The organism is Erwinia persicina NBRC 102418, assembly GCF_001571305.1.
GTDB lineage: Bacteria > Pseudomonadota > Gammaproteobacteria > Enterobacterales > Enterobacteriaceae > Erwinia > Erwinia persicina.
The window spans coordinates 1-17,966 of sequence record NZ_BCTN01000007.1 but is presented as its reverse complement, the minus strand read 5'-3'; the positions used below and the strand labels follow the sequence as shown (position 1 = coordinate 17,966).

Genomic DNA, 17,966 nt, shown 5'->3' with positions numbered 1-17,966 from the left:
GCTGTCAGGGAGACCTCCGATCGTGGAAGCGCACGGTATCACCGATATTATTCAGCCAGGCCTGCGGGTGCTGTTCTGCGGCATCAACCCGGGCAAATCCTCTGCCCATACCGGCTATCATTTCGCCCACCCGGGCAACCGCTTCTGGAAAACCCTTTTCCAGGCCAGGTTCACCTGGACGCAGCTCCGTCCGGAGCAGGAACAGCAGTTGCTGGAGACCGGCTGCGGCATTACCATGCTGGTTGAGCGGCCCACGGTGGTGGCCACGGAACTGGCCGGCAGTGAACTGCGCAGCGGCGGGCAGGCGCTGATGGAAAAGATTGAGCGTTACCAGCCAGCTGCGCTGGCGGTGCTGGGCAAGCAGGCTTATCAGCAGGCGTTCCGGTGCAGTAAGGTGGAGTGGGGCAGGCAGCCGCTGACGGTGGGGAACACGGAGATCTGGGTGCTACCGAACCCGAGCGGATTGAACCGGGCTTCACAGGATGCGCTGACGGCAGCCTATGCGGAGCTGGATCTGGCGCTCAAGGCGCGGGGGATCTAGTTTTTCACTAAAAAAAATGGCCCCTCAGTGAGGAGCCATCTTATTGCACCGACCCGATTAATCGTCGAGGAAGCTGCGCAGCACTTCAGAGCGGCTTGGGTGACGCAGCTTACGCAGCGCTTTCGCCTCAATCTGACGAATACGCTCACGCGTTACGTCGAACTGTTTGCCCACTTCTTCCAGCGTGTGGTCGGTATTCATATCGATACCGAAACGCATACGCAGTACTTTGGCTTCACGCGCGGTCAGACCGGCCAGCACGTCGTGCGTGGCAGAACGCAGGCTCTCTGACGTCGCGGAGTCCAGCGGCAGCTCCAGCGTGGTGTCTTCGATAAAATCACCCAGATGTGAATCTTCATCATCACCAATCGGCGTCTCCATAGAGATCGGCTCTTTGGCAATTTTCAGCACCTTACGGATCTTATCTTCCGGCATCAGCATACGCTCGGCCAGCTCTTCCGGCGTCGGCTCACGGCCCATCTCTTGCAGCATCTGGCGGGAAATACGGTTGAGCTTGTTAATCGTCTCAATCATGTGCACCGGAATACGGATGGTACGCGCCTGGTCAGCGATTGAACGGGTGATCGCCTGACGGATCCACCAGGTGGCATAAGTCGAGAACTTATAACCACGGCGATATTCAAACTTATCCACCGCTTTCATCAGACCGATGTTACCTTCCTGAATCAGATCCAGGAACTGCAGGCCACGGTTGGTGTACTTCTTGGCGATAGAGATAACCAGACGCAGGTTAGCCTCAACCATCTCTTTCTTCGCACGGCGCGCTTTCGCTTCGCCGATCGACATACGACGGTTGATGTCTTTTACCTGTTCAATCGTCAGGCCAGTTTCCGTTTCGATCTGCTGCAGCTTCATCAGGCTACGGTGTACGTCATCTGACACATCGTTCAGCTTCTCTGACCACGGCTTATTCATTGCCAGTGCCGCTTTGAACCAGGTTTCGCTGGTTTCATTACCGGTGAACAGGGTAATGAAGTTCTTCTTCGGCATCTTACAGATTTCTACGCACAGCTTGAGGATCAGGCGTTCCTGAGTACGGACGCGATCCATCATGGTGCGCATGCTGTTCACCAGGAAGTCGAACTGCTTCGGCACCAGGCGGAACTGCTTGAACACGTCGGACAGATTCTGGATCTCAGCGATGGCATCAGCGTGGCTACGGCTTTTCGCTTTGATAACGGTACGGGTGGTTTCGTACTGAACGCGCAGGTCGTTGAATTTTTCCCGCGCCAGTTCCGGATCGATGCTGTTGTCATCATCCGAGCTGTCGTCGTCAGACTCTTCGTCTTCTTCTTCGTCATCACGCTCTTCAGCGGAAAGTTCTGAACCCACGTGAGTCGCAGTAGGGGCGATCTCTGCTTCGGCATTCGGGTCGACAAAACCGGTGATCAGATCCGACAGGCGCGCTTCGCCCGCTTCAACACGGTCATATTGCTCAAGCAGGTAAGTAATCGCTTCAGGATATTCAGCAACGGAACACTGTACCTGGTTGATACCCTCTTCGATGCGTTTGGCGATATCGATCTCGCCTTCACGCGTCAGCAGTTCAACCGTCCCCATTTCGCGCATGTACATGCGCACCGGGTCGGTGGTACGTCCGATTTCAGATTCTACGCTGGATAATACCTGAGCAGCCGCTTCGGCAGCGTCTTCGTCCGTGTCGTTGTTGTTCTCATTCAGCATCAAATCATCGGCATCAGGCGCTTCTTCTACAACCTGAATGCCCATGTCGTTGATCATCTGAATGATGTCTTCAATCTGATCGGAGTCGACGATATCTTCCGGCAGATGGTCATTGACCTCGGCATAGGTCAGATAGCCTTGCTCCTTACCACGGGTGACAAGTAGCTTAAGCTGTGACTGCGGGTTTTGCTCCATAAGACGGTATCCACACTTCTGTTAAATTAGATTGGTGTCGGGTCGGCTAACATGCCAACAATAACAGTGAGGGCGTTTGGATTATTGCCGCTGCCCGTCATGGCGGCCGTCAGGGGCTGCCTGACTCGAATTCGGCACTTAAGCCGCTTATGTTCTGTCTGAAGCTATCTTGCTTGCCATTTTGAACCCCGGCGGTGGTCGCAGTCTTCCCGTACTTCAGTACGCTCCGGGTGCTGCGCGCAGGCGGTGTCCAAACTGACGGCGCCGATAACGCTTCTAAATTTTGTGTAATAAGGCCAAAACCTTATTCATTTACTGTTTCTTCAGTGCCTGGCTCAACGTCCAGAACTCGCGGCGCTCTTCTGCGGTCAGTACGTGTGTGCGGTCGCGGGCGATTAAATCTTCAAGCCTGCGTTCCAGCGCGTTGTCATACATACTGCCCAGCGCGTCCTTAAACATGGTTTCCACTTCGTCATCTACGATCATGTGGTTCCATGTTGCCAGGGTTTCAAGGCTCTGGCTAAATTTTGTTCCGCGGTATAACTCTAGTAGCTGTCCGGTCGTCAGGCCAGGTTGCGCTGCGCAAGTGCTCACTAACTCGACGAACAGCGGAAATCCTGGTAGTTCTGACTGCTCCAGCCCCTCCAGAGAAGGCACCATCATCGCCAGCTGCGGATTTTGAATCAACAGCCCAATAAGTATACGCATGGTTGTGCGTTTTAGCTGGGGCTGTGCGGGTGGTTTCGCATTTTCCGCTTGCTTAGGCATCAGCTTTTCCAGCTGGCTGTCGTCAAGAATACCCAGCTTATTGCCCAGTTCCTGACGCAGGTAGATGCGTAATGTCTCGCCCGGGACCTGGCTGATTAACGGCAATGCCAGGGTACTGAGCTGCGCCCGTCCATCCGGGGAACGTAAATCCACCTGGGGCATCAGGGTGTCGAACAGAAACGTGGAGAGCGGCATGGCCTGCTCCATCCGCGTTTCAAATGCGTCTTTCCCCTCTTTACGCACCAGCGTATCCGGATCTTCGCCGTCGGGCAGAAACATAAAGCGTAGCTGACGACCGTCATTCATGTAAGGTAAAGCCGTTTCCAGCGCCCGCCATGCAGCCTCGCGGCCGGCACGGTCGCCGTCATAGCAGCAGATCACCGTATTGGTCGAGCGGAACAGCAGCTGGATATGCTCTGCCGTGGTGGAGGTACCGAGAGAAGCTACCGCATAATCCACGCCAAACTGGGCCAGCGCCACCACATCCATGTAGCCTTCGACCACCAGCAGTTTGGTGGGTTCCGGATAGTTTTTTAGCGCTTCATACAGGCCGTACAACTGGCGACCTTTGTGAAAAATATCGGTTTCCGGTGAGTTAAGATATTTTGGCATTGCGTCACCCAGCACGCGGCCACCAAAACCAATTACCCGCCCACGCTTATCGTGGATAGGAAACATCACCCGCTCGCGGAAGCGATCGTAACTGCGGCCCTGCTCGTTGGTGACCAGCATGCCGGCATCGATCAGTGACTGGCGGTCATCGGGATTACGGCCAAAACGTTTGAGCGCATTATCCCAGCCTGCCGGGGCGAAACCGATAGAGAAATGTTTTATAACGTCGTCGCTCAGCCCACGCTGAGACAGATAGTCGCGCGCGGCAGATGCCGTGCTTTGTGTCAGCGACTGCTGATAAAATTCGCTCAGTCCCGTCATTAACTGATACAGGCTCTGACGCTGATGACGCTCGAGCTGACTGGGGCCGCTGCCGCTTTCGTAGGGCACTTCCAGTCCATAAAGTGTGGCCAGCTCTTCAATGCTTTCCACAAACTCCAGGCGATCGTAGTTCATCAGGAAGTCGATGGCATTGCCGTGCGCACCGCAACCAAAACAGTGATAAAACTGTTTTTCACCGTTGACGGTAAAAGAGGGGGTTTTTTCATTATGGAAAGGACAGCATGCGTGGTAGTTCTTGCCCTGCTTTTTCAGCTTTACCCGGGCATCAATAAGATCCACGATATCCGTGCGCGCAAGTAGGTCATTGATAAACACGCGTGGAATGCGTCCAGCCATAAATCCCCTTCATCTTTCTGCGTCTGGCTGCGTTGGCTGCTGTCATTCACCCCGGTCACTGACTTGATGTCAGCTCCCGGGGATTCATGCCATTGCCGCCTTGCCAGACACCGAAATCTATTGGGGATACTTCCCTTCATCTTTCTGCGTCTGGCTGTATTGACGTTTATGAATCAAAACAGTGGGTTACAGTGAAATTTCTGTAAGGTCTATTTTTGGTTCATAAACGACAACAAGCCGCGCATTCCTTTCGGAAGCACGGCCTGAATACTACTAACTTGTCTGTGAAGCGTGAGGGTGACCCCTCAGGATATTAGTACAGACGAGTGCGGCGTGCGTTTTCGCGAGCCAGTTTCTTCGCGTGGCGTTTTACTGCAGACGCTTTAGCGCGCTTACGTTCGGTAGTAGGTTTTTCATAAAACTCACGACGACGAACTTCAGCCAGAACGCCTGCTTTCTCACAAGAACGCTTGAAGCGACGCAGTGCAACGTCGAATGGCTCGTTTTCACGTACTTTAATTACCGGCATGTAACTCTCACCTCGATAAATTCGGTTTTGCTGCTGACATCGGTGCCAGCTCATTTCAAAATGGTGCGGAATTTTACTCCAACACAGGCTTCGTTGTAAAGCACCATAGCATTAAGTAACCAACAGATACACCTGTGCGGCTGCCGGTTTTTTTCAGGGGACTGATTATACACGAATCCTCTTCACGTCGTGCGAAAAAAAACACCTTATTGCTCAATGCGTAACCGCTCAACAGGTAAAATAGCCGCCTGTAAATGCGCCTTCATGCTACACTGCGCGCCGCAAGAATGAGGTGAAAAAAGCCATGCGTGTTCTCGGAATTGAAACATCCTGCGATGAAACCGGTATTGCCATTTACGACGATGCTGCCGGTTTGCTCGCCAATCAACTTTACAGTCAGGTCAAACTCCACGCCGACTATGGTGGCGTGGTACCGGAACTGGCCTCGCGCGATCACGTGCGTAAAACCGTGCCGTTGATCCAGGCAGCACTTCAGGAAGCCGGGCTGCAGGCGAAAGATATTGACGCGGTTGCCTATACTGCCGGCCCTGGCCTGGTTGGCGCGCTGCTGGTCGGAGCGACCATTGGCCGCTCGCTGGCGTTTGCCTGGGATGTACCGGCCATTGCCGTCCATCATATGGAAGGTCATCTGCTGGCACCCATGCTGGAAGATAACCCACCGGCATTCCCGTTCGTTGCGCTGTTGGTTTCCGGTGGGCACACGCAGCTCATCAGCGTCACCGGTGTGGGGGAATATACCCTGCTGGGTGAGTCGGTGGATGATGCAGCGGGGGAAGCGTTCGACAAAACCGCCAAGCTTCTGGGGCTGGACTACCCGGGGGGGCCAATGCTGTCAAAAATGGCGCAGCAGGGAGTGGAAAAACGCTTTGTCTTCCCGCGGCCGATGACGGATCGTCCGGGACTGGATTTCAGTTTTTCAGGCCTGAAGACCTTTGCGGCCAACACCATCCGCGATAATGACGACAGCGATCAGACGCGTGCTGACATTGCCCGTGCCTTTGAAGACGCAGTCGTGGATACGCTGGCCATTAAGTGCCGACGTGCGCTCGATCAGAGTGGTTTCAAACGTCTGGTGATCGCCGGTGGCGTCAGCGCTAACCGCACGCTGCGCAGTAAGCTGGCGGAGATGATGCAAAAGCGCGGCGGGGAAGTCTTCTATGCCCGCCCGGAGTTCTGTACTGATAACGGAGCGATGATCGCTTATGCCGGCATGGTAAGGTTGAAAGGCGATACGCCTGCAGGACTCAGCGTGACGGTTCGCCCGCGCTGGCCGCTGTCTGAACTGTCCGCGATTTAATCCCCATTGGGGTCAGGATCCTTCCGGCCCCTGCGTTTTCTTTTTTCTCTTCTTCCAGATCTTATTTTCCTGCCCACGCCACAGGCGCTGAATATTGTCGTGATGACGTAACAGGATCAGGCAGGAAAGCATAGCGACCGGGAAGGTAAACTGCGGTTTGAACCACCAGACGTAGAAGGGCGCGATTAGCGCACTGACGATCGCCCCTAATGAAGAATAGCCACTCAACAGCACGGTCAGCAGCCAGGTGCCGGTCATCAGGCCTGTCAGATCCCAGCCGATCGGTGCGATTGCCCCAAAAGCGGTCGCCACCCCTTTGCCGCCTTTAAAGTGGAAGAAGACCGGGTAAATATGCCCAAGGCAGGCGGCAATGGCGGTCAGACCCAGATAAAGGGGCGTGACGCCAAGGTGATAAGCCAGCCAGACGGGCAGCATCCCTTTACATACATCAAACACCAGCACCGTAATGGCCGCACCTTTGCCGCCAAGTCGTAGCACGTTGGTGGCACCAGGATTACCCGATCCGTTGTGGCGTGGATCCGGCAATCTGAACAGTCGACAGACCAAAATCGCACTGGAGACAGAGCCACACAGATAAGCGAAAATGATCATGCCAAGCGCGAATACACTCATAACACCGTTCCGTCTTGTTGGGGTCGTCTTAAAGTCAGCATCTGTGGATAATACGCATAAACCGCCGGGGATGGTATCCGGCAACCGCAAAAACAGAGAGACATATCATGGATATCGTATTTATTGATCAACTGTCGGTGATCACCACCATTGGTGTTTACGACTGGGAACAAACGATTCAGCAGAAACTGGTGTTCGATGTCGAAATGGCCTGGGATAACCGCAAGGCAGCCGCCAGTGACGATGTGAACGACTGCCTGAGTTATGCCGATGTATCAGAAGCAATCATCAACCATGTCGCTCACGGTAAGTTTGCCCTGGTCGAGCGCGTGGCAGAAGAAATTGCCACGCTGCTGCTGACCCGTTTCGCTTCGCCGTGGGTCAGAATTAAGGTCAGTAAACCGGGTGCCATTGCTCAGGCCCGGCAGGTCGGTGTCATCATCGAACGCGGGACTAATCCGAAATAATTCCATTTTGATTGCCATCACAATGAAACCAAACCACATTATGCTCTGTCTTAAGGTTGTCCTGATGATGTCAGGGCACAATGGGCGGGAGCGTTAAGCGACCGCCTTTTTAATGGTTTTAACAGGGTTAGGGGCAGATTTGATGACTGATATTCATCAGCTATTAGTGGCAGCAATACTTGGGATTGTTGAGGGGCTGACGGAGTTTCTCCCCGTGTCTTCTACCGGACACATGATCATTGTCGGTCATTTGCTGGGATTTGAAGGTGAGAAGGCGGAGACCTTTGAAGTTGTCATTCAGCTCGGATCGATTCTCGCCGTTGTGGTCATGTTCTGGCGTCGTCTGTTTGGCCTGATCGGGATTCATTTTGGTGAAGTGAAACATGAAGGGGTCGGGCAGGGTAAACTGACGCTGATCCATATTCTGCTGGGCATGGTGCCGGCGGTGGTGATTGGCCTGTTGCTGCACGATAAGATCAAGACGCTGTTTAACCCGGTCAACGTGATGTATGCGCTGGTCGTGGGCGGCGTGCTGTTGATTGCGGCAGAGCTGCTGAAGCCTAAGCAGCCAAAGGCGGTTGGCGTGGACGATATTACCTATCGTCAGGCGTTTATCATTGGCTGCTTCCAGTGTCTGGCGCTGTGGCCGGGTTTCTCCCGCTCCGGTGCCACCATTTCAGGCGGAATGCTGATGGGCGTCAGCCGTTATGCGGCTTCTGAATTCTCCTTCCTCCTTGCCGTACCGATGATGATTGGCGCCACCGGCCTGGATCTCTACAAGAGTATGGGATTCCTGACGATGGCCGACTTCCCGATGTTTGCCGTCGGCTTTGCCACCGCGTTTATCGTGGCGCTGATTGCGATTAAGAGCTTCCTGCACATCATCAAGCGCATCTCGTTTATTCCGTTTGCTATCTACCGGTTTATCGTGGCCGCTGCGGTCTACGCGGTGTTTGTCCTGTAAGCTGAGCGGGGGCAGGCCTGCCTGACCCCGGCCAGCACGCAACGGCCGATCGTCTGTTTCGATCGGCCCGTCGTTACCTTAAACGGCTTTCCAGTTCTCCAGCGCTGCCACCCGGCGGCGCGTAAGTTCTTCCCTTACTTCCGCGCCTTTGAAGCCTGCTTCGACCACGCCTTTCGTCGACACCGCCTGCACGACCTTCCAGGCTTCACGCAGGTGATCGCCCTGCGGATAAGGATTATTTTCGAACCCGGTACGTCCGCGGGCATCGGCTTCGCTGGTCAGCGCAATCTGCTCTACGCGATGCGGTTTACGCCAGGCATCCAGACGATCAAACAGCGCCACCAGCGTGTCCGCCGGATGATTCTGTATCGTATGCACCAGATCGTGAAACTCGGTCACCAGCAGTGCCAGATCGCGCGTTGCATTGGGAACGCGCAGGCGTTCACACAGGGCGGCAACCAGCGGCACGCCCGCCGGGCCATGTCCGTGATGGCTTGGCCATTTTTCCGGAGGTGTCAGCGCCTTGCCCACGTCGTGAAACAGCGTGGCAAAACGGATATCGACTTCGGGACTGAGCTGCGCGGCTATCGCCAGCGCCATAAGGGCATGAACCCCCGTGTCGATCTCCGGGTGCCATTTTGCCGGAGCCGGCACGCCGTAGAGGTTATCGAGTTCGGGGAACAGTACCGCCAGCGCACCGCAGTCGCGCAACACCTGGAAAAATACCTGAGGCGTTTCTGTTCGCAGGGCACCTTCCGTCTCTTTCCAGACGCGTTCTGCCGTGAGATGCGCCAGTTCGCCGCTTTTCGCCATCGACGCCATCAGCGCCAGGGTTTCACCGGCGATACGGAAGTTAAGATGAGCATAGCGTGCCGCAAAGCGCGCCACGCGCAGCACGCGCAGCGGATCTTCACTGAAGGCTTCTGATACGTGACGCAGTACCCGATTCTCCAGGTCTTCCCGCCCACCGTAAGGATCATAATAGTGGCCGTCGGCATCCTGAGCGATGGCGTTAATCGTCAGATCGCGGCGGGCCAGATCCTGCTCCAGCGTGACATCCGGGGCGGAATAGCAGACAAAACCGGTGTAGCCGCTGCCAGATTTACGCTCGGTGCGGGCCAGCGCATACTCTTCGTGGCTGGCCGGGTGAAGGAAAACCGGGAAGTCGCGGCCAACCTGCTCAAAGCCCTGTTCCAGCATCTCTCCGGGAGAGGCACCGACCACCACCCAGTCTTTGTCTTTGATCGACAAATTGAGGAGTCCGTCACGCACGGCGCCGCCGACAAGGTATGTTTTCACTGGGATCTCCAAAGGCTGCGAGTAAGAATAAACTGAGCAATAATTGTCATACTATAACATTCATGTTGCATGAATGATAAATCGCGGGCAACGCAAAAAGGGTATCCACAGATACCCTCCGGTGTTGCGTCAGTTCGGTCAGTTCATCCAGCGGTCGCTTTTCTTCCTGCGGGGGATCATATGCGGTAACAGCAAGCCCAGCAGCAGGCCGACACCCGCCACGCCTCCGCCATACATAAACCACTGCATGATGATGGTGCGCTGTTTATCATCCAGCTGCACATTCGCGGCATCGACTTTTTTCTTCGCCACGATAAGCTGGTTTTTTAACTGCTGATTTTCTTCTTTCAGGCTGTTGATCGCGTCATCGCTGCCTGCCACCTTCTTTTGCATATCGGCGGTACGTTCATTCCAGCTACCGTCAATATTGGCCAGTTTAGCCGTCAGGACTTTCACCTGCTCTTCCAGTTCAGGCACGCGGGTGCGCAGGCTGGGCTGCTGGCTGAGTTGAGTCAGGGGGATCCAGGTGGTGCGGCCCTGGCTGTCACGGATCTGGCCATATTTACTGTTTTCATTCGTCTGCAGCAGTGACACTTCTTCGCCAGCGTTTAGGGTACCAACCAGACGATAATCGTTACCAGGACCACTGCGAACCCAGGTGGTCAACTCGTCGGAAATATAGCGTTTTTCTTCAGCGTGGACGGTTGCCACAGCGCTCATCGAGAGCAAAGTCAGACCAATGAGGTGAGTGATTTTCATTCGAACTCTTTTTGCATAAGGGCTGTAAAAATGTAATTGCACAGTCTGGAGCTGCCTCACAGAAAGCTGAATGAGAACTATCCTGGTCTCAGGCGGCTTGAGATGCTGTGCGCGAAAGCGTAATAAAGCAGAGACAGTGCTGTCTCTTGTGCATTATTCTTGGTGGCTATAGCAGCACGATTGCCCGCCATCTTTGCGAGCATTATCAGATACCTTAACCGTTTACTCAGCCGTTAACGACGTAAATAAGACATTATGACCATAGAAATCGAATTAAAGTTCATTGCCGTTCCAGAAGCGGCCGAAAAAATTGCCAGTAAACTCACCGCATGGCCACATCAGCATTCTGCCGGCCAGGCACTGACCAATATTTACTTCGAAACGGCTGACAGTCAGCTGAGACGCTGGGACATGGGGCTGCGTATCCGTGGCTTTGGTGACCACTATGAAATGACACTGAAAACCGCCGGTCAGACGATAGGGGGGTTGCATCAGCGTCCGGAATATAACGTCGCGCTGGAAAAACCGGAACTGGATATACAGCGGTTGCCGGCCGATGTCTGGCCTGCCGGGACGGATGTAGCGATGTTGCAACAGCAACTCGGTGCGCTGTTCAGCACCCATTTTACGCGCGAGAAGTGGGTGGTCACTTACCTGCAAAGTGAGATTGAAGTGGCATTCGATCGGGGTGAAGTGAGTGCCGGTGAGCGTAGCGAACCACTCATGGAAGTGGAGCTGGAACTGAAAAGTGGCCAGCGTGACGATCTGCTGGCCTTCGCCGCAGAACTGGCGACGATTGAGGGGCTGCGGCTGGGCAGCCTGAGTAAGGCGGCGCGGGGATATGCGCTGGCCCAGGGCGATCTTCCGCGTTCGTTACGCCCGGTTCCCCTGCTGAAGGTCAGGCCGAAGGCAACGGTCGAAGAGGGGATGCGGGCAGCCTTCCTGCTGGCGTTAAGCCAGTGGCAGTATCATGAAGAGCTGTGGCTGCGTGGCAACGCCGCCGCGCTGCATGAAGTGAAGGATGCGCTGGAAGTGCTGCGTCAGACGTTTGCCCTTTACGGCGCGCTGGTGCCGCGCAAGGCCAGCAGTGAGCTGCGCCAGAAGTTGACTCAGTTGGAAGAGGCGCTGGTTGAAGATAATCCTGATGCACACACGTTATGCTTCAGCCCGCTCTGGTTGCAAACGCAGTTAGCACTTACTCACTGGATAGCCACTGAACGCTGGCGTCTGTTCGTTGATCAGAAAGCAGATGCCAAACTGCAGGGGTCATTCAAACGCTTCAGCGATATCATGCTGGGCCGCATTGCCGCCGATCTTAAAGAGACTTTCAGCCACCTTAACCATTCGGGCGAGTATCAGGACAAGCTGACGCGCCTGCATCGTCAGGTACTGGCCGTGCATCTGCTGGCAGGAGCGTACGACTCGGCTGCCGTCAACGCCTGGCTACAGAGCTGGAAGCAGCTGCAGGAAGCGATTGTGAAGCAACAGGAAGTCTGGCTGGATAGCCATCGGCAGCAGGCCCTGAAACAGGCGGCTTTCTGGAAAAATGGCAGCCTTTAACCCGTTGCGGGGTCATTCGATTCTATAGGGAGTGTTTTTTGTATGGTGCCATCATTAACTCAGCCACTGCCGGGCGTTATGCAGCAGCAGCGAGCGTTGCTTGATCCCGTATTCAGCGATGCCTCCGCAGAGCAGCAGGCGGTGCTGGCGTTCAGCGATTTTATCAGTGATAACCTGACAAAATATCCGGCGTGGTGGCAGCAGCTCCGGCAGCAGCCACCGCAGCAGGATGAATGGCACCACTATTCCCTCTGGCTTCAGGCACAGCTGGCGAACGTGCAGGATGAGAACGCGCTGATGCGCGAGCTGCGTCTGTTCCGTCGCCACATGCTGACACGCATTGCCTGGATGCAGACCCTGGCGATCAGTGATACGCAGCAGTCTTTGCGGCAGTTGAGTGAGCTGGCGGAAACCCTGATTGTTGCCGCCCGCGACTGGCTCTGGCATGCCTGCTGCCGGGATTTTGGCACCCCGATGAACGCCGCCGGGGAACCGCAGCCGCTGTTGATCCTCGGCATGGGCAAGCTGGGTGGCGGGGAGCTTAACTTCTCTTCCGACATTGACCTGATTTTCACCTGGCCGGAAAACGGCACGACGCAGGGCGGGCGGCGTGAGCTGGATAATGCCCAGTTCTTTACCCGTCTTGGCCAGCGTCTGATTAAAGTGCTGGATCAACCTACCGCCGATGGCTTCGTGTACCGGGTCGATATGCGTCTGCGTCCCTTTGGTGACAGCGGTCCGCTGGTACTGAGTTTTGCCGCACTGGAGGATTATTACCAGGAGCAGGGGCGAGACTGGGAGCGCTATGCGATGGTCAAGGCGCGCCTGATGGGGAGCGATAATGACCGCTGGAGTGAAGAATTACGTCAGATGCTGCGCCCGTTTGTTTTCCGCCGTTACATCGACTTTAGCGTGATCCAGTCCCTGCGAAATATGAAAAGTATGATCGCCAGAGAAGTGCGGCGACGCGGGCTGACGGATAACATTAAGCTGGGCGCGGGCGGCATTCGTGAAACCGAATTTATTGTTCAGGTTTTTCAACTGATCCGCGGCGGTCGCGAGCGCTCGCTTCAGCTGCGCTCCCTGCTGCCGACGCTGGAAGCGATAGGACAGCTAAACCTGCTGTCAACAGAGCAGGTGGGCCAGTTGCACGATGCCTATCTTTTCCTGCGGCGTCTGGAAAATCTGCTGCAAAGCATTAACGATGAGCAGACGCAGACGCTGCCGGTCGGTGACCTGGATCGGGCTCGTCTGGCCTGGGCCATGGGCTTTGCCGACTGGACGGCCTTACACGGTGCGCTCGACCGGCATATGCTGGCGGTGCGTACCATCTTTGACGATTTAATCGGTGACGATGCGCCGGAACATGGCGATCACCGTGACGCCGGTGAGTATGGTGTGCTGTGGCAGGATCAGCTGGAAGAAACCGAGCTGGAGCCGCTGGTGCCGCATCTCGATGGTGCAGCCCGCCAGCATCTGCTGCGCACTATCACCGATTTTCGTCAGGATGTGGATAAGCGGACGATCGGCCCGCGCGGCCGCCAGGCGCTGGAGCAACTGATGCCGCGCCTGCTCAGTGAAGTGGTGCCGCGTGATGATGCCCCGGTGACCCTCAGCCGCCTGACTCCGCTGCTGCTGGGAGTCGTTACCCGCAGCACCTATCTGGAACTGCTGACAGAGTACCAGGGCGCGCTGAAGCACTTAATTCGCCTCTGTGCCGCCTCCCCGATGGTCGCCAGCCAGCTGGCGCGGCATCCGCTGCTGCTGGATGAACTGCTCGATCCGGCGACCCTCTATCAGCCCACCGCCACCGATGCCTACCGCGATGAGTTGCGCCAGTATCTGCTGCGTATTCCGGAAGAAGATGAAGAGCAGCAGCTGGAAGCCCTGCGCCAGTTTAAGCAGGCCCAGCACCTGCGCATTGCGGCGGCGGATATTGCTAAAACCCTGCCGGTAATGAAAGTGAGCGATCACCTTACGTGGCTGGCAGAAGCGATGATTGAATCCGTGGTACAGCAGGCATGGAATATGATGGTACTGCGTTACGGACGTCCTTCGCACCTGACCCATGACAGCGAACGCGGCTTCTCCGTGGTGGGCTACGGCAAACTGGGAGGCTGGGAGCTGGGTTACAGTTCTGACCTTGATCTGGTGTTCCTGCATGACTGTCCGCTGGACGCGGTGACATTGGGCGAACGCAGTATTGACGGCCGCCAGTTCTATCTGCGCCTGGCGCAGCGCGTCATGCACCTGTTCAGCACGCGCACCTCCTCTGGCATTCTTTACGAGGTGGACGCCCGACTGCGCCCGTCCGGCGCGGCGGGGATGCTGGTCAGCACCTTTGACGCGTTTGATGAATACCAGCGGCATGAGGCCTGGACCTGGGAGCATCAGGCTCTGGTGCGGGCACGTATCGTCTTTGGCGATACCGCCCTGAGCCAGCGATTCGACCAGATCCGACGCGGTATTCTGTCGCTACCACGTGAAGCTGACGCACTGAAAACGGAAGTGCGTGAAATGCGCGAGAAGATGCGCGCGCACCTCGGTAACAAGCATAAGGGACGCTGGGATATCAAGGCCGACCGTGGGGGGATCACCGACATTGAATTCATTACCCAGTATCTGGTACTGCGCTATGCCGCTCAGGATCCGATGCTTACCCGCTGGTCAGATAACGTGCGCATTCTTGAGCTGCTGGCCAACAGTGGCAAAATGGCGCCCGCAGAATCAGAGGCGCTGACCCATGCCTATGTCACGCTGCGCGATGCGCTGCACCATCTGGCCTTACAGGAACTGCCGGGGCATGTCGAAGAAGACGCCTATGTCCCTGAAAAAGCAGTGGTGAATGCCAGCTGGCAGACGTGGCTGGGTGCCTGATCTTACCGTGCAGACGCGATGATTAGTCACTGACATATTGTGCTATTATCGCGCGCACTCATTTTTACTGCAGTCTGGAGTCTCTGGAATGAAAATTACACTGCCTGATTTTACGCGTGCGGGTGTGTTGGTGGTTGGCGATGTGATGCTGGATCGCTACTGGCACGGCCCGACCAGCCGTATTTCACCTGAAGCACCGGTACCGGTGGTAAAAGTCGATCACGTGGAGGAACGCCCGGGTGGTGCTGCTAACGTGGCCATGAATATTGCCGCACTGGGCGCGCAGTCACGGCTGGTGGGGCTGACCGGCGTTGATGACGCTGCGCGTGCGCTGAGTGCGACCCTCACCGGTGTCAATGTGCAGTGTGATTTTGTCCCGGTGCCGACCCATCCGACCATCACCAAGCTGCGCGTGTTATCCCGCAATCAGCAGTTGATCCGCCTTGATTTCGAAGAGGGATTTGAAGGCGTCGATCCGGCACCGATGCATGAGCGGATCGAACAGTCGCTGCCAAACATAGGTGCGCTGGTGCTGTCTGACTATGCCAAAGGTGCGCTGGCCAGCGTGGAGACGATGATTGCCCTGGCCCGTAAAGCCGGTGTTCCGGTACTGGTGGACCCGAAAGGCACCGACTTTGGGCGCTATCATGGCGCAACGCTGCTGACGCCGAATCTTTCCGAATTCGAAGCGGTAGTCGGCAAGTGCACGACCGAAGATGAGATTGTTGAACGCGGCACGAAACTGATGTTACAGCACGCGCTTTCCGCGCTGCTGGTGACGCGCTCAGAGCACGGTATGACCCTGCTGCAGCCGGGTAAAGCCCCATTCCATATGCCGACGCAGGCTCAGGAAGTGTTTGACGTCACCGGGGCAGGCGATACGGTGATTGGCGTGCTGGCGGCGGCGCTGGCGGCCGGTAATACGCTCGAAGAGAGCTGTTTCCTCGCCAATGCGGCGGCGGGTGTCGTTGTCGGTAAGCTGGGAACGTCTACCGTGTCTCCGGTCGAGCTGGAAAATGCGATCCGCGCCCGTCCGGAATCCGGATTTGGCGTGATGGATGAAGCACAGCTGATTGCCGAGGTGGCGAAAGCCCGTCAGCGCGGTGAAAAAGTGGTGATGACCAACGGCGTCTTCGACATTCTGCACGCCGGGCACGTCTCCTACCTGGCTAATGCCCGCAAGCTGGGGGACCGGTTGATTGTGGCGGTTAACAGCGATGCGTCTACCCGCCGCCTCAAAGGCGAAACCCGCCCGGTTAATCCGCTGATCAATCGTATGATCGTGTTGGGTGCGCTGGAAGCGGTCGACTGGGTGATTGGCTTTGAAGAAGACACCCCTCAGCGCCTGATTGCGGAGGTTCTGCCCGACCTGCTGGTCAAAGGCGGCGACTACAAGCCGGAAGAGATTGCCGGAAGCAAAGAAGTGTGGGCGAACGGCGGCGACGTTAGGGTGCTCAATTTCGAAGACGGTATTTCGACCAGTAACATCATCAAAACGATTATCTCGGGAACCGGGAACCACTAATCGTTAACAGCTGCCCGTGGAGGGCAGCCGTATACTGCATTGTCACTTATTCGGCTGCTTTTGGCTCGGTCACCGCAGGAACCGGAGCCGGAGAGACCCGGCTTTCCAGTTCGGCCAGACGCTGCTCCAGCGCAGCCAGCTTCTCGCGGGTGCGCAACAGCACCTGAGTCTGTACATCAAACTCTTCACGGTTCACCACATCCAGACGGGTCAGCTGTGCCTGCAGCGTCTGACGAATTTTCTTCTCTACATCATCACCAAACTCACGAATACCTTTTGGCATGGACTCATGAACCTGACGGGCAAGCTGTTCGATTTTTTTGGGGTCAAGCATAGCGGCTTCCTGATAGCAGCGAATTTGATCTTAGTGTAATCCCAGATGGCTCAGGGATAAACCTGAAAACACCATAGCGAAAAAATGGATAACAATTTGCCCGTTTTGTTCGTTGCTCTGTCACTTTTTCGGCGTTATGATGATTTTGCTTATTCTCAGGGCGGGGCGAAATTCCCCACCGGCGGTAAATCAGCGTTTGCTGAAAGCCCGCGAGCGCTTCAGGATCACTCCTGAAGGACAGCAGATCCGGTGTAATTCCGGGGCCGACGGTTAAAGTCCGGATGGGAGAGAGTAACGAATCTTGACGGGCGTTTGCCTGCCTCGCGTTATTTTTTTGTCACTGCATGACACTCCTAAGCACGCCCTGGTTCTGGTAACCCATACATTTATTAAGGTTTATTTACCATGAGTCAGTCGCTACTTTCTGAATTTGGCACGCCTGAACAGCGTGTAACCCGTGCCATTGAGGCGCTGCGCGAAGGCCGCGGTGTGATGGTCTTAGACGATGAAGATCGTGAAAACGAAGGTGATATGATCTTCGCTGCGGAAACCATGACCGTTGAGCAGATGGCGCTCACCATTCGTCACGGCAGCGGTATTGTCTGCCTGTGCCTGACCGAAGAACGTCTGCAGCAGCTTGAGCTGCCGATGATGGTTGAGGATAACACCAGCGCCTACGGCACCGGCTTTACCGTGACCATCGAAGCCGCGAAAGGCGTCACCACCGGCGTGTCGGCCTCCGACCGTCTGACCACCATCCGTACGGCAATCGCAGATGACACGAAACCAGACGATCTGAATCGTCCGGGGCACGTCTTCCCGCTGCGCGGCCGTGCCGGTGGCGTGCTGACCCGCGGTGGTCATACCGAAGCCACTATCGACCTGGTGACGCTGGCAGGCTTCAAGCCGGCAGGCGTGCTGTGTGAGTTGACCAATGATGATGGTTCCATGGCGCACGCGCCGGAAGCCATCGTCTTTGCCAAACAGCACAACATGCCGGTTGTGACCATCGAAGACCTGGTGGCGTATCGTCGTAGTCACGAGACCCGCCAGGCCAGCTAATCCCCGTCATACTTCAGGCTATGGGTGCGTTGGCTCTTGCCGCGCACCCCAGTCACGTACTGATGTACGCTCCCGGGGATGTGCTGCGTGGCCGCCTGCCCCTAACCTGAATTATTTAGGGGAGCATCCCCGTCATACTTC

General features: G+C 56.0%; 15 protein-coding genes and 1 riboswitch. Of the genes, 8 read left to right on the top strand and 7 right to left on the bottom strand.

The features are described from left to right. Positions 1-22 precede the first annotated feature (22 nt). Positions 23-541: a G/U mismatch-specific DNA glycosylase gene (gene mug / locus EPE01S_RS09300; RefSeq protein WP_062744364.1), complete on the top strand. Its 519-nt coding sequence runs from the start codon at positions 23-25 to the stop codon at positions 539-541. 57 nt (positions 542-598) lie between these two features. Here mug and rpoD read toward each other — a convergent pair whose 3' ends face one another. The 3 genes from rpoD to rpsU all read right to left on the bottom strand — a co-directional run bounded on the left by rpoD (position 599) and on the right by rpsU (position 5,027). Continuing rightward, a complete protein-coding gene (gene rpoD, locus EPE01S_RS09295; RefSeq protein ID WP_062744363.1) occupies positions 599-2,440 on the bottom strand; it encodes an RNA polymerase sigma factor RpoD in 1,842 nt (613 codons plus the stop codon). A 312-nt stretch (positions 2,441-2,752) separates the two neighbouring features. Further along, positions 2,753-4,498, bottom strand: a complete 1,746-nt coding sequence (gene dnaG, locus EPE01S_RS09290; RefSeq protein ID WP_062744362.1) for a DNA primase — start codon at positions 4,496-4,498, stop codon at positions 2,753-2,755. Between the two features lie 313 nt (positions 4,499-4,811). Further along, entirely contained in the window at positions 4,812-5,027 is a 216-nt protein-coding gene (gene rpsU / locus EPE01S_RS09285; protein WP_001144069.1) for a 30S ribosomal protein S21, read from the bottom strand. Between the two features lie 304 nt (positions 5,028-5,331). On the opposite strand from rpsU, the gene tsaD reads away from it, so the two are divergent. Next, the gene (gene tsaD, locus EPE01S_RS09280; protein WP_062744361.1) at positions 5,332-6,345 is read left to right on the top strand and encodes a tRNA (adenosine(37)-N6)-threonylcarbamoyltransferase complex transferase subunit TsaD; all 1,014 of its coding nucleotides are present in this window, start codon (positions 5,332-5,334) and stop codon (positions 6,343-6,345) included. Positions 6,346-6,357: 12 nt separating this feature from the next. On the opposite strand, the gene plsY is transcribed toward tsaD, so the two are convergent. Further along, positions 6,358-6,978, bottom strand: coding sequence for a glycerol-3-phosphate 1-O-acyltransferase PlsY (gene plsY / locus EPE01S_RS09275; protein WP_062744360.1), 621 nt, complete (start codon positions 6,976-6,978; stop codon positions 6,358-6,360). A 107-nt stretch (positions 6,979-7,085) separates the two neighbouring features. Between plsY and folB the strand changes: the two genes are divergently transcribed. Both folB and bacA read left to right on the top strand, forming a co-directional pair. Then, positions 7,086-7,445: a bifunctional dihydroneopterin aldolase/7,8-dihydroneopterin epimerase gene (gene folB, locus EPE01S_RS09270; protein ID WP_062744359.1), complete on the top strand. Its 360-nt coding sequence runs from the start codon at positions 7,086-7,088 to the stop codon at positions 7,443-7,445. A gap of 142 nt (positions 7,446-7,587) precedes the next feature. Beyond that, positions 7,588-8,409, top strand: a complete 822-nt coding sequence (bacA, locus tag EPE01S_RS09265) for an undecaprenyl-diphosphate phosphatase (protein ID WP_062744358.1) — start codon at positions 7,588-7,590, stop codon at positions 8,407-8,409. 78 nt (positions 8,410-8,487) lie between these two features. Here the strand turns inward: bacA and EPE01S_RS09260 are convergent, their stop codons facing one another. After that, positions 8,488-9,708, bottom strand: a complete 1,221-nt coding sequence (locus tag EPE01S_RS09260) for a multifunctional CCA addition/repair protein (protein ID WP_062744357.1) — start codon at positions 9,706-9,708, stop codon at positions 8,488-8,490. Positions 9,709-9,846: 138 nt separating this feature from the next. Continuing rightward, a complete protein-coding gene (locus EPE01S_RS09255; RefSeq protein WP_062744356.1) occupies positions 9,847-10,467 on the bottom strand; it encodes a TIGR04211 family SH3 domain-containing protein in 621 nt (206 codons plus the stop codon). A 255-nt stretch (positions 10,468-10,722) separates the two neighbouring features. On the opposite strand from EPE01S_RS09255, the gene EPE01S_RS09250 reads away from it, so the two are divergent. The 3 genes from EPE01S_RS09250 to hldE all read left to right on the top strand — a co-directional run bounded on the left by EPE01S_RS09250 (position 10,723) and on the right by hldE (position 16,429). After that, on the top strand, positions 10,723-12,027 hold the full coding sequence (locus EPE01S_RS09250) for a CYTH domain-containing protein (RefSeq protein WP_062744355.1): 1,305 nt from the start codon (positions 10,723-10,725) through the stop codon (positions 12,025-12,027). Between the two features lie 42 nt (positions 12,028-12,069). Next, entirely contained in the window at positions 12,070-14,904 is a 2,835-nt protein-coding gene (gene glnE / locus EPE01S_RS09245; protein WP_062744354.1) for a bifunctional [glutamate--ammonia ligase]-adenylyl-L-tyrosine phosphorylase/[glutamate--ammonia-ligase] adenylyltransferase, read from the top strand. 88 nt (positions 14,905-14,992) lie between these two features. After that, on the top strand, positions 14,993-16,429 hold the full coding sequence (gene hldE / locus EPE01S_RS09240) for a bifunctional D-glycero-beta-D-manno-heptose-7-phosphate kinase/D-glycero-beta-D-manno-heptose 1-phosphate adenylyltransferase HldE (RefSeq protein WP_062744353.1): 1,437 nt from the start codon (positions 14,993-14,995) through the stop codon (positions 16,427-16,429). Positions 16,430-16,475: 46 nt separating this feature from the next. On the opposite strand, the gene ubiK is transcribed toward hldE, so the two are convergent. Beyond that, a complete protein-coding gene (gene ubiK, locus EPE01S_RS09235; protein WP_062744352.1) occupies positions 16,476-16,763 on the bottom strand; it encodes a ubiquinone biosynthesis accessory factor UbiK in 288 nt (95 codons plus the stop codon). Positions 16,764-16,910: 147 nt separating this feature from the next. Next, a riboswitch (FMN riboswitch) is annotated at positions 16,911-17,060 on the top strand. A 108-nt stretch (positions 17,061-17,168) separates the two neighbouring features. Between ubiK and ribB the strand changes: the two genes are divergently transcribed. Then, entirely contained in the window at positions 17,169-17,825 is a 657-nt protein-coding gene (gene ribB, locus EPE01S_RS09230) for a 3,4-dihydroxy-2-butanone-4-phosphate synthase (protein ID WP_062744351.1), read from the top strand. The last annotated feature ends 141 nt before the right edge of the window (positions 17,826-17,966 follow it).

Excerpts from the sequence above, each read along its gene's own strand:
- rpoD (WP_062744363.1), bottom strand. The coding sequence starts at position 2,440 with ATGGAGCAAAACCCGCAGTCACAGCTTAAGCTACTTGTCACCCGTGGT.
- dnaG (WP_062744362.1), bottom strand. The coding sequence starts at position 4,498 with ATGGCTGGACGCATTCCACGCGTGTTTATCAATGACCTACTTGCGCGC.
- rpsU (WP_001144069.1), bottom strand. The coding sequence starts at position 5,027 with ATGCCGGTAATTAAAGTACGTGAAAACGAGCCATTCGACGTTGCACTG.
- tsaD (WP_062744361.1), top strand. The coding sequence starts at position 5,332 with ATGCGTGTTCTCGGAATTGAAACATCCTGCGATGAAACCGGTATTGCC.
- plsY (WP_062744360.1), bottom strand. The coding sequence starts at position 6,978 with ATGAGTGTATTCGCGCTTGGCATGATCATTTTCGCTTATCTGTGTGGC.
- folB (WP_062744359.1), top strand. The coding sequence starts at position 7,086 with ATGGATATCGTATTTATTGATCAACTGTCGGTGATCACCACCATTGGT.
- bacA (WP_062744358.1), top strand. The coding sequence starts at position 7,588 with ATGACTGATATTCATCAGCTATTAGTGGCAGCAATACTTGGGATTGTT.
- EPE01S_RS09255 (WP_062744356.1), bottom strand. The coding sequence starts at position 10,467 with ATGAAAATCACTCACCTCATTGGTCTGACTTTGCTCTCGATGAGCGCT.
- EPE01S_RS09250 (WP_062744355.1), top strand. The coding sequence starts at position 10,723 with ATGACCATAGAAATCGAATTAAAGTTCATTGCCGTTCCAGAAGCGGCC.
- glnE (WP_062744354.1), top strand. The coding sequence starts at position 12,070 with ATGGTGCCATCATTAACTCAGCCACTGCCGGGCGTTATGCAGCAGCAG.
- hldE (WP_062744353.1), top strand. The coding sequence starts at position 14,993 with ATGAAAATTACACTGCCTGATTTTACGCGTGCGGGTGTGTTGGTGGTT.
- ubiK (WP_062744352.1), bottom strand. The coding sequence starts at position 16,763 with ATGCTTGACCCCAAAAAAATCGAACAGCTTGCCCGTCAGGTTCATGAG.
- ribB (WP_062744351.1), top strand. The coding sequence starts at position 17,169 with ATGAGTCAGTCGCTACTTTCTGAATTTGGCACGCCTGAACAGCGTGTA.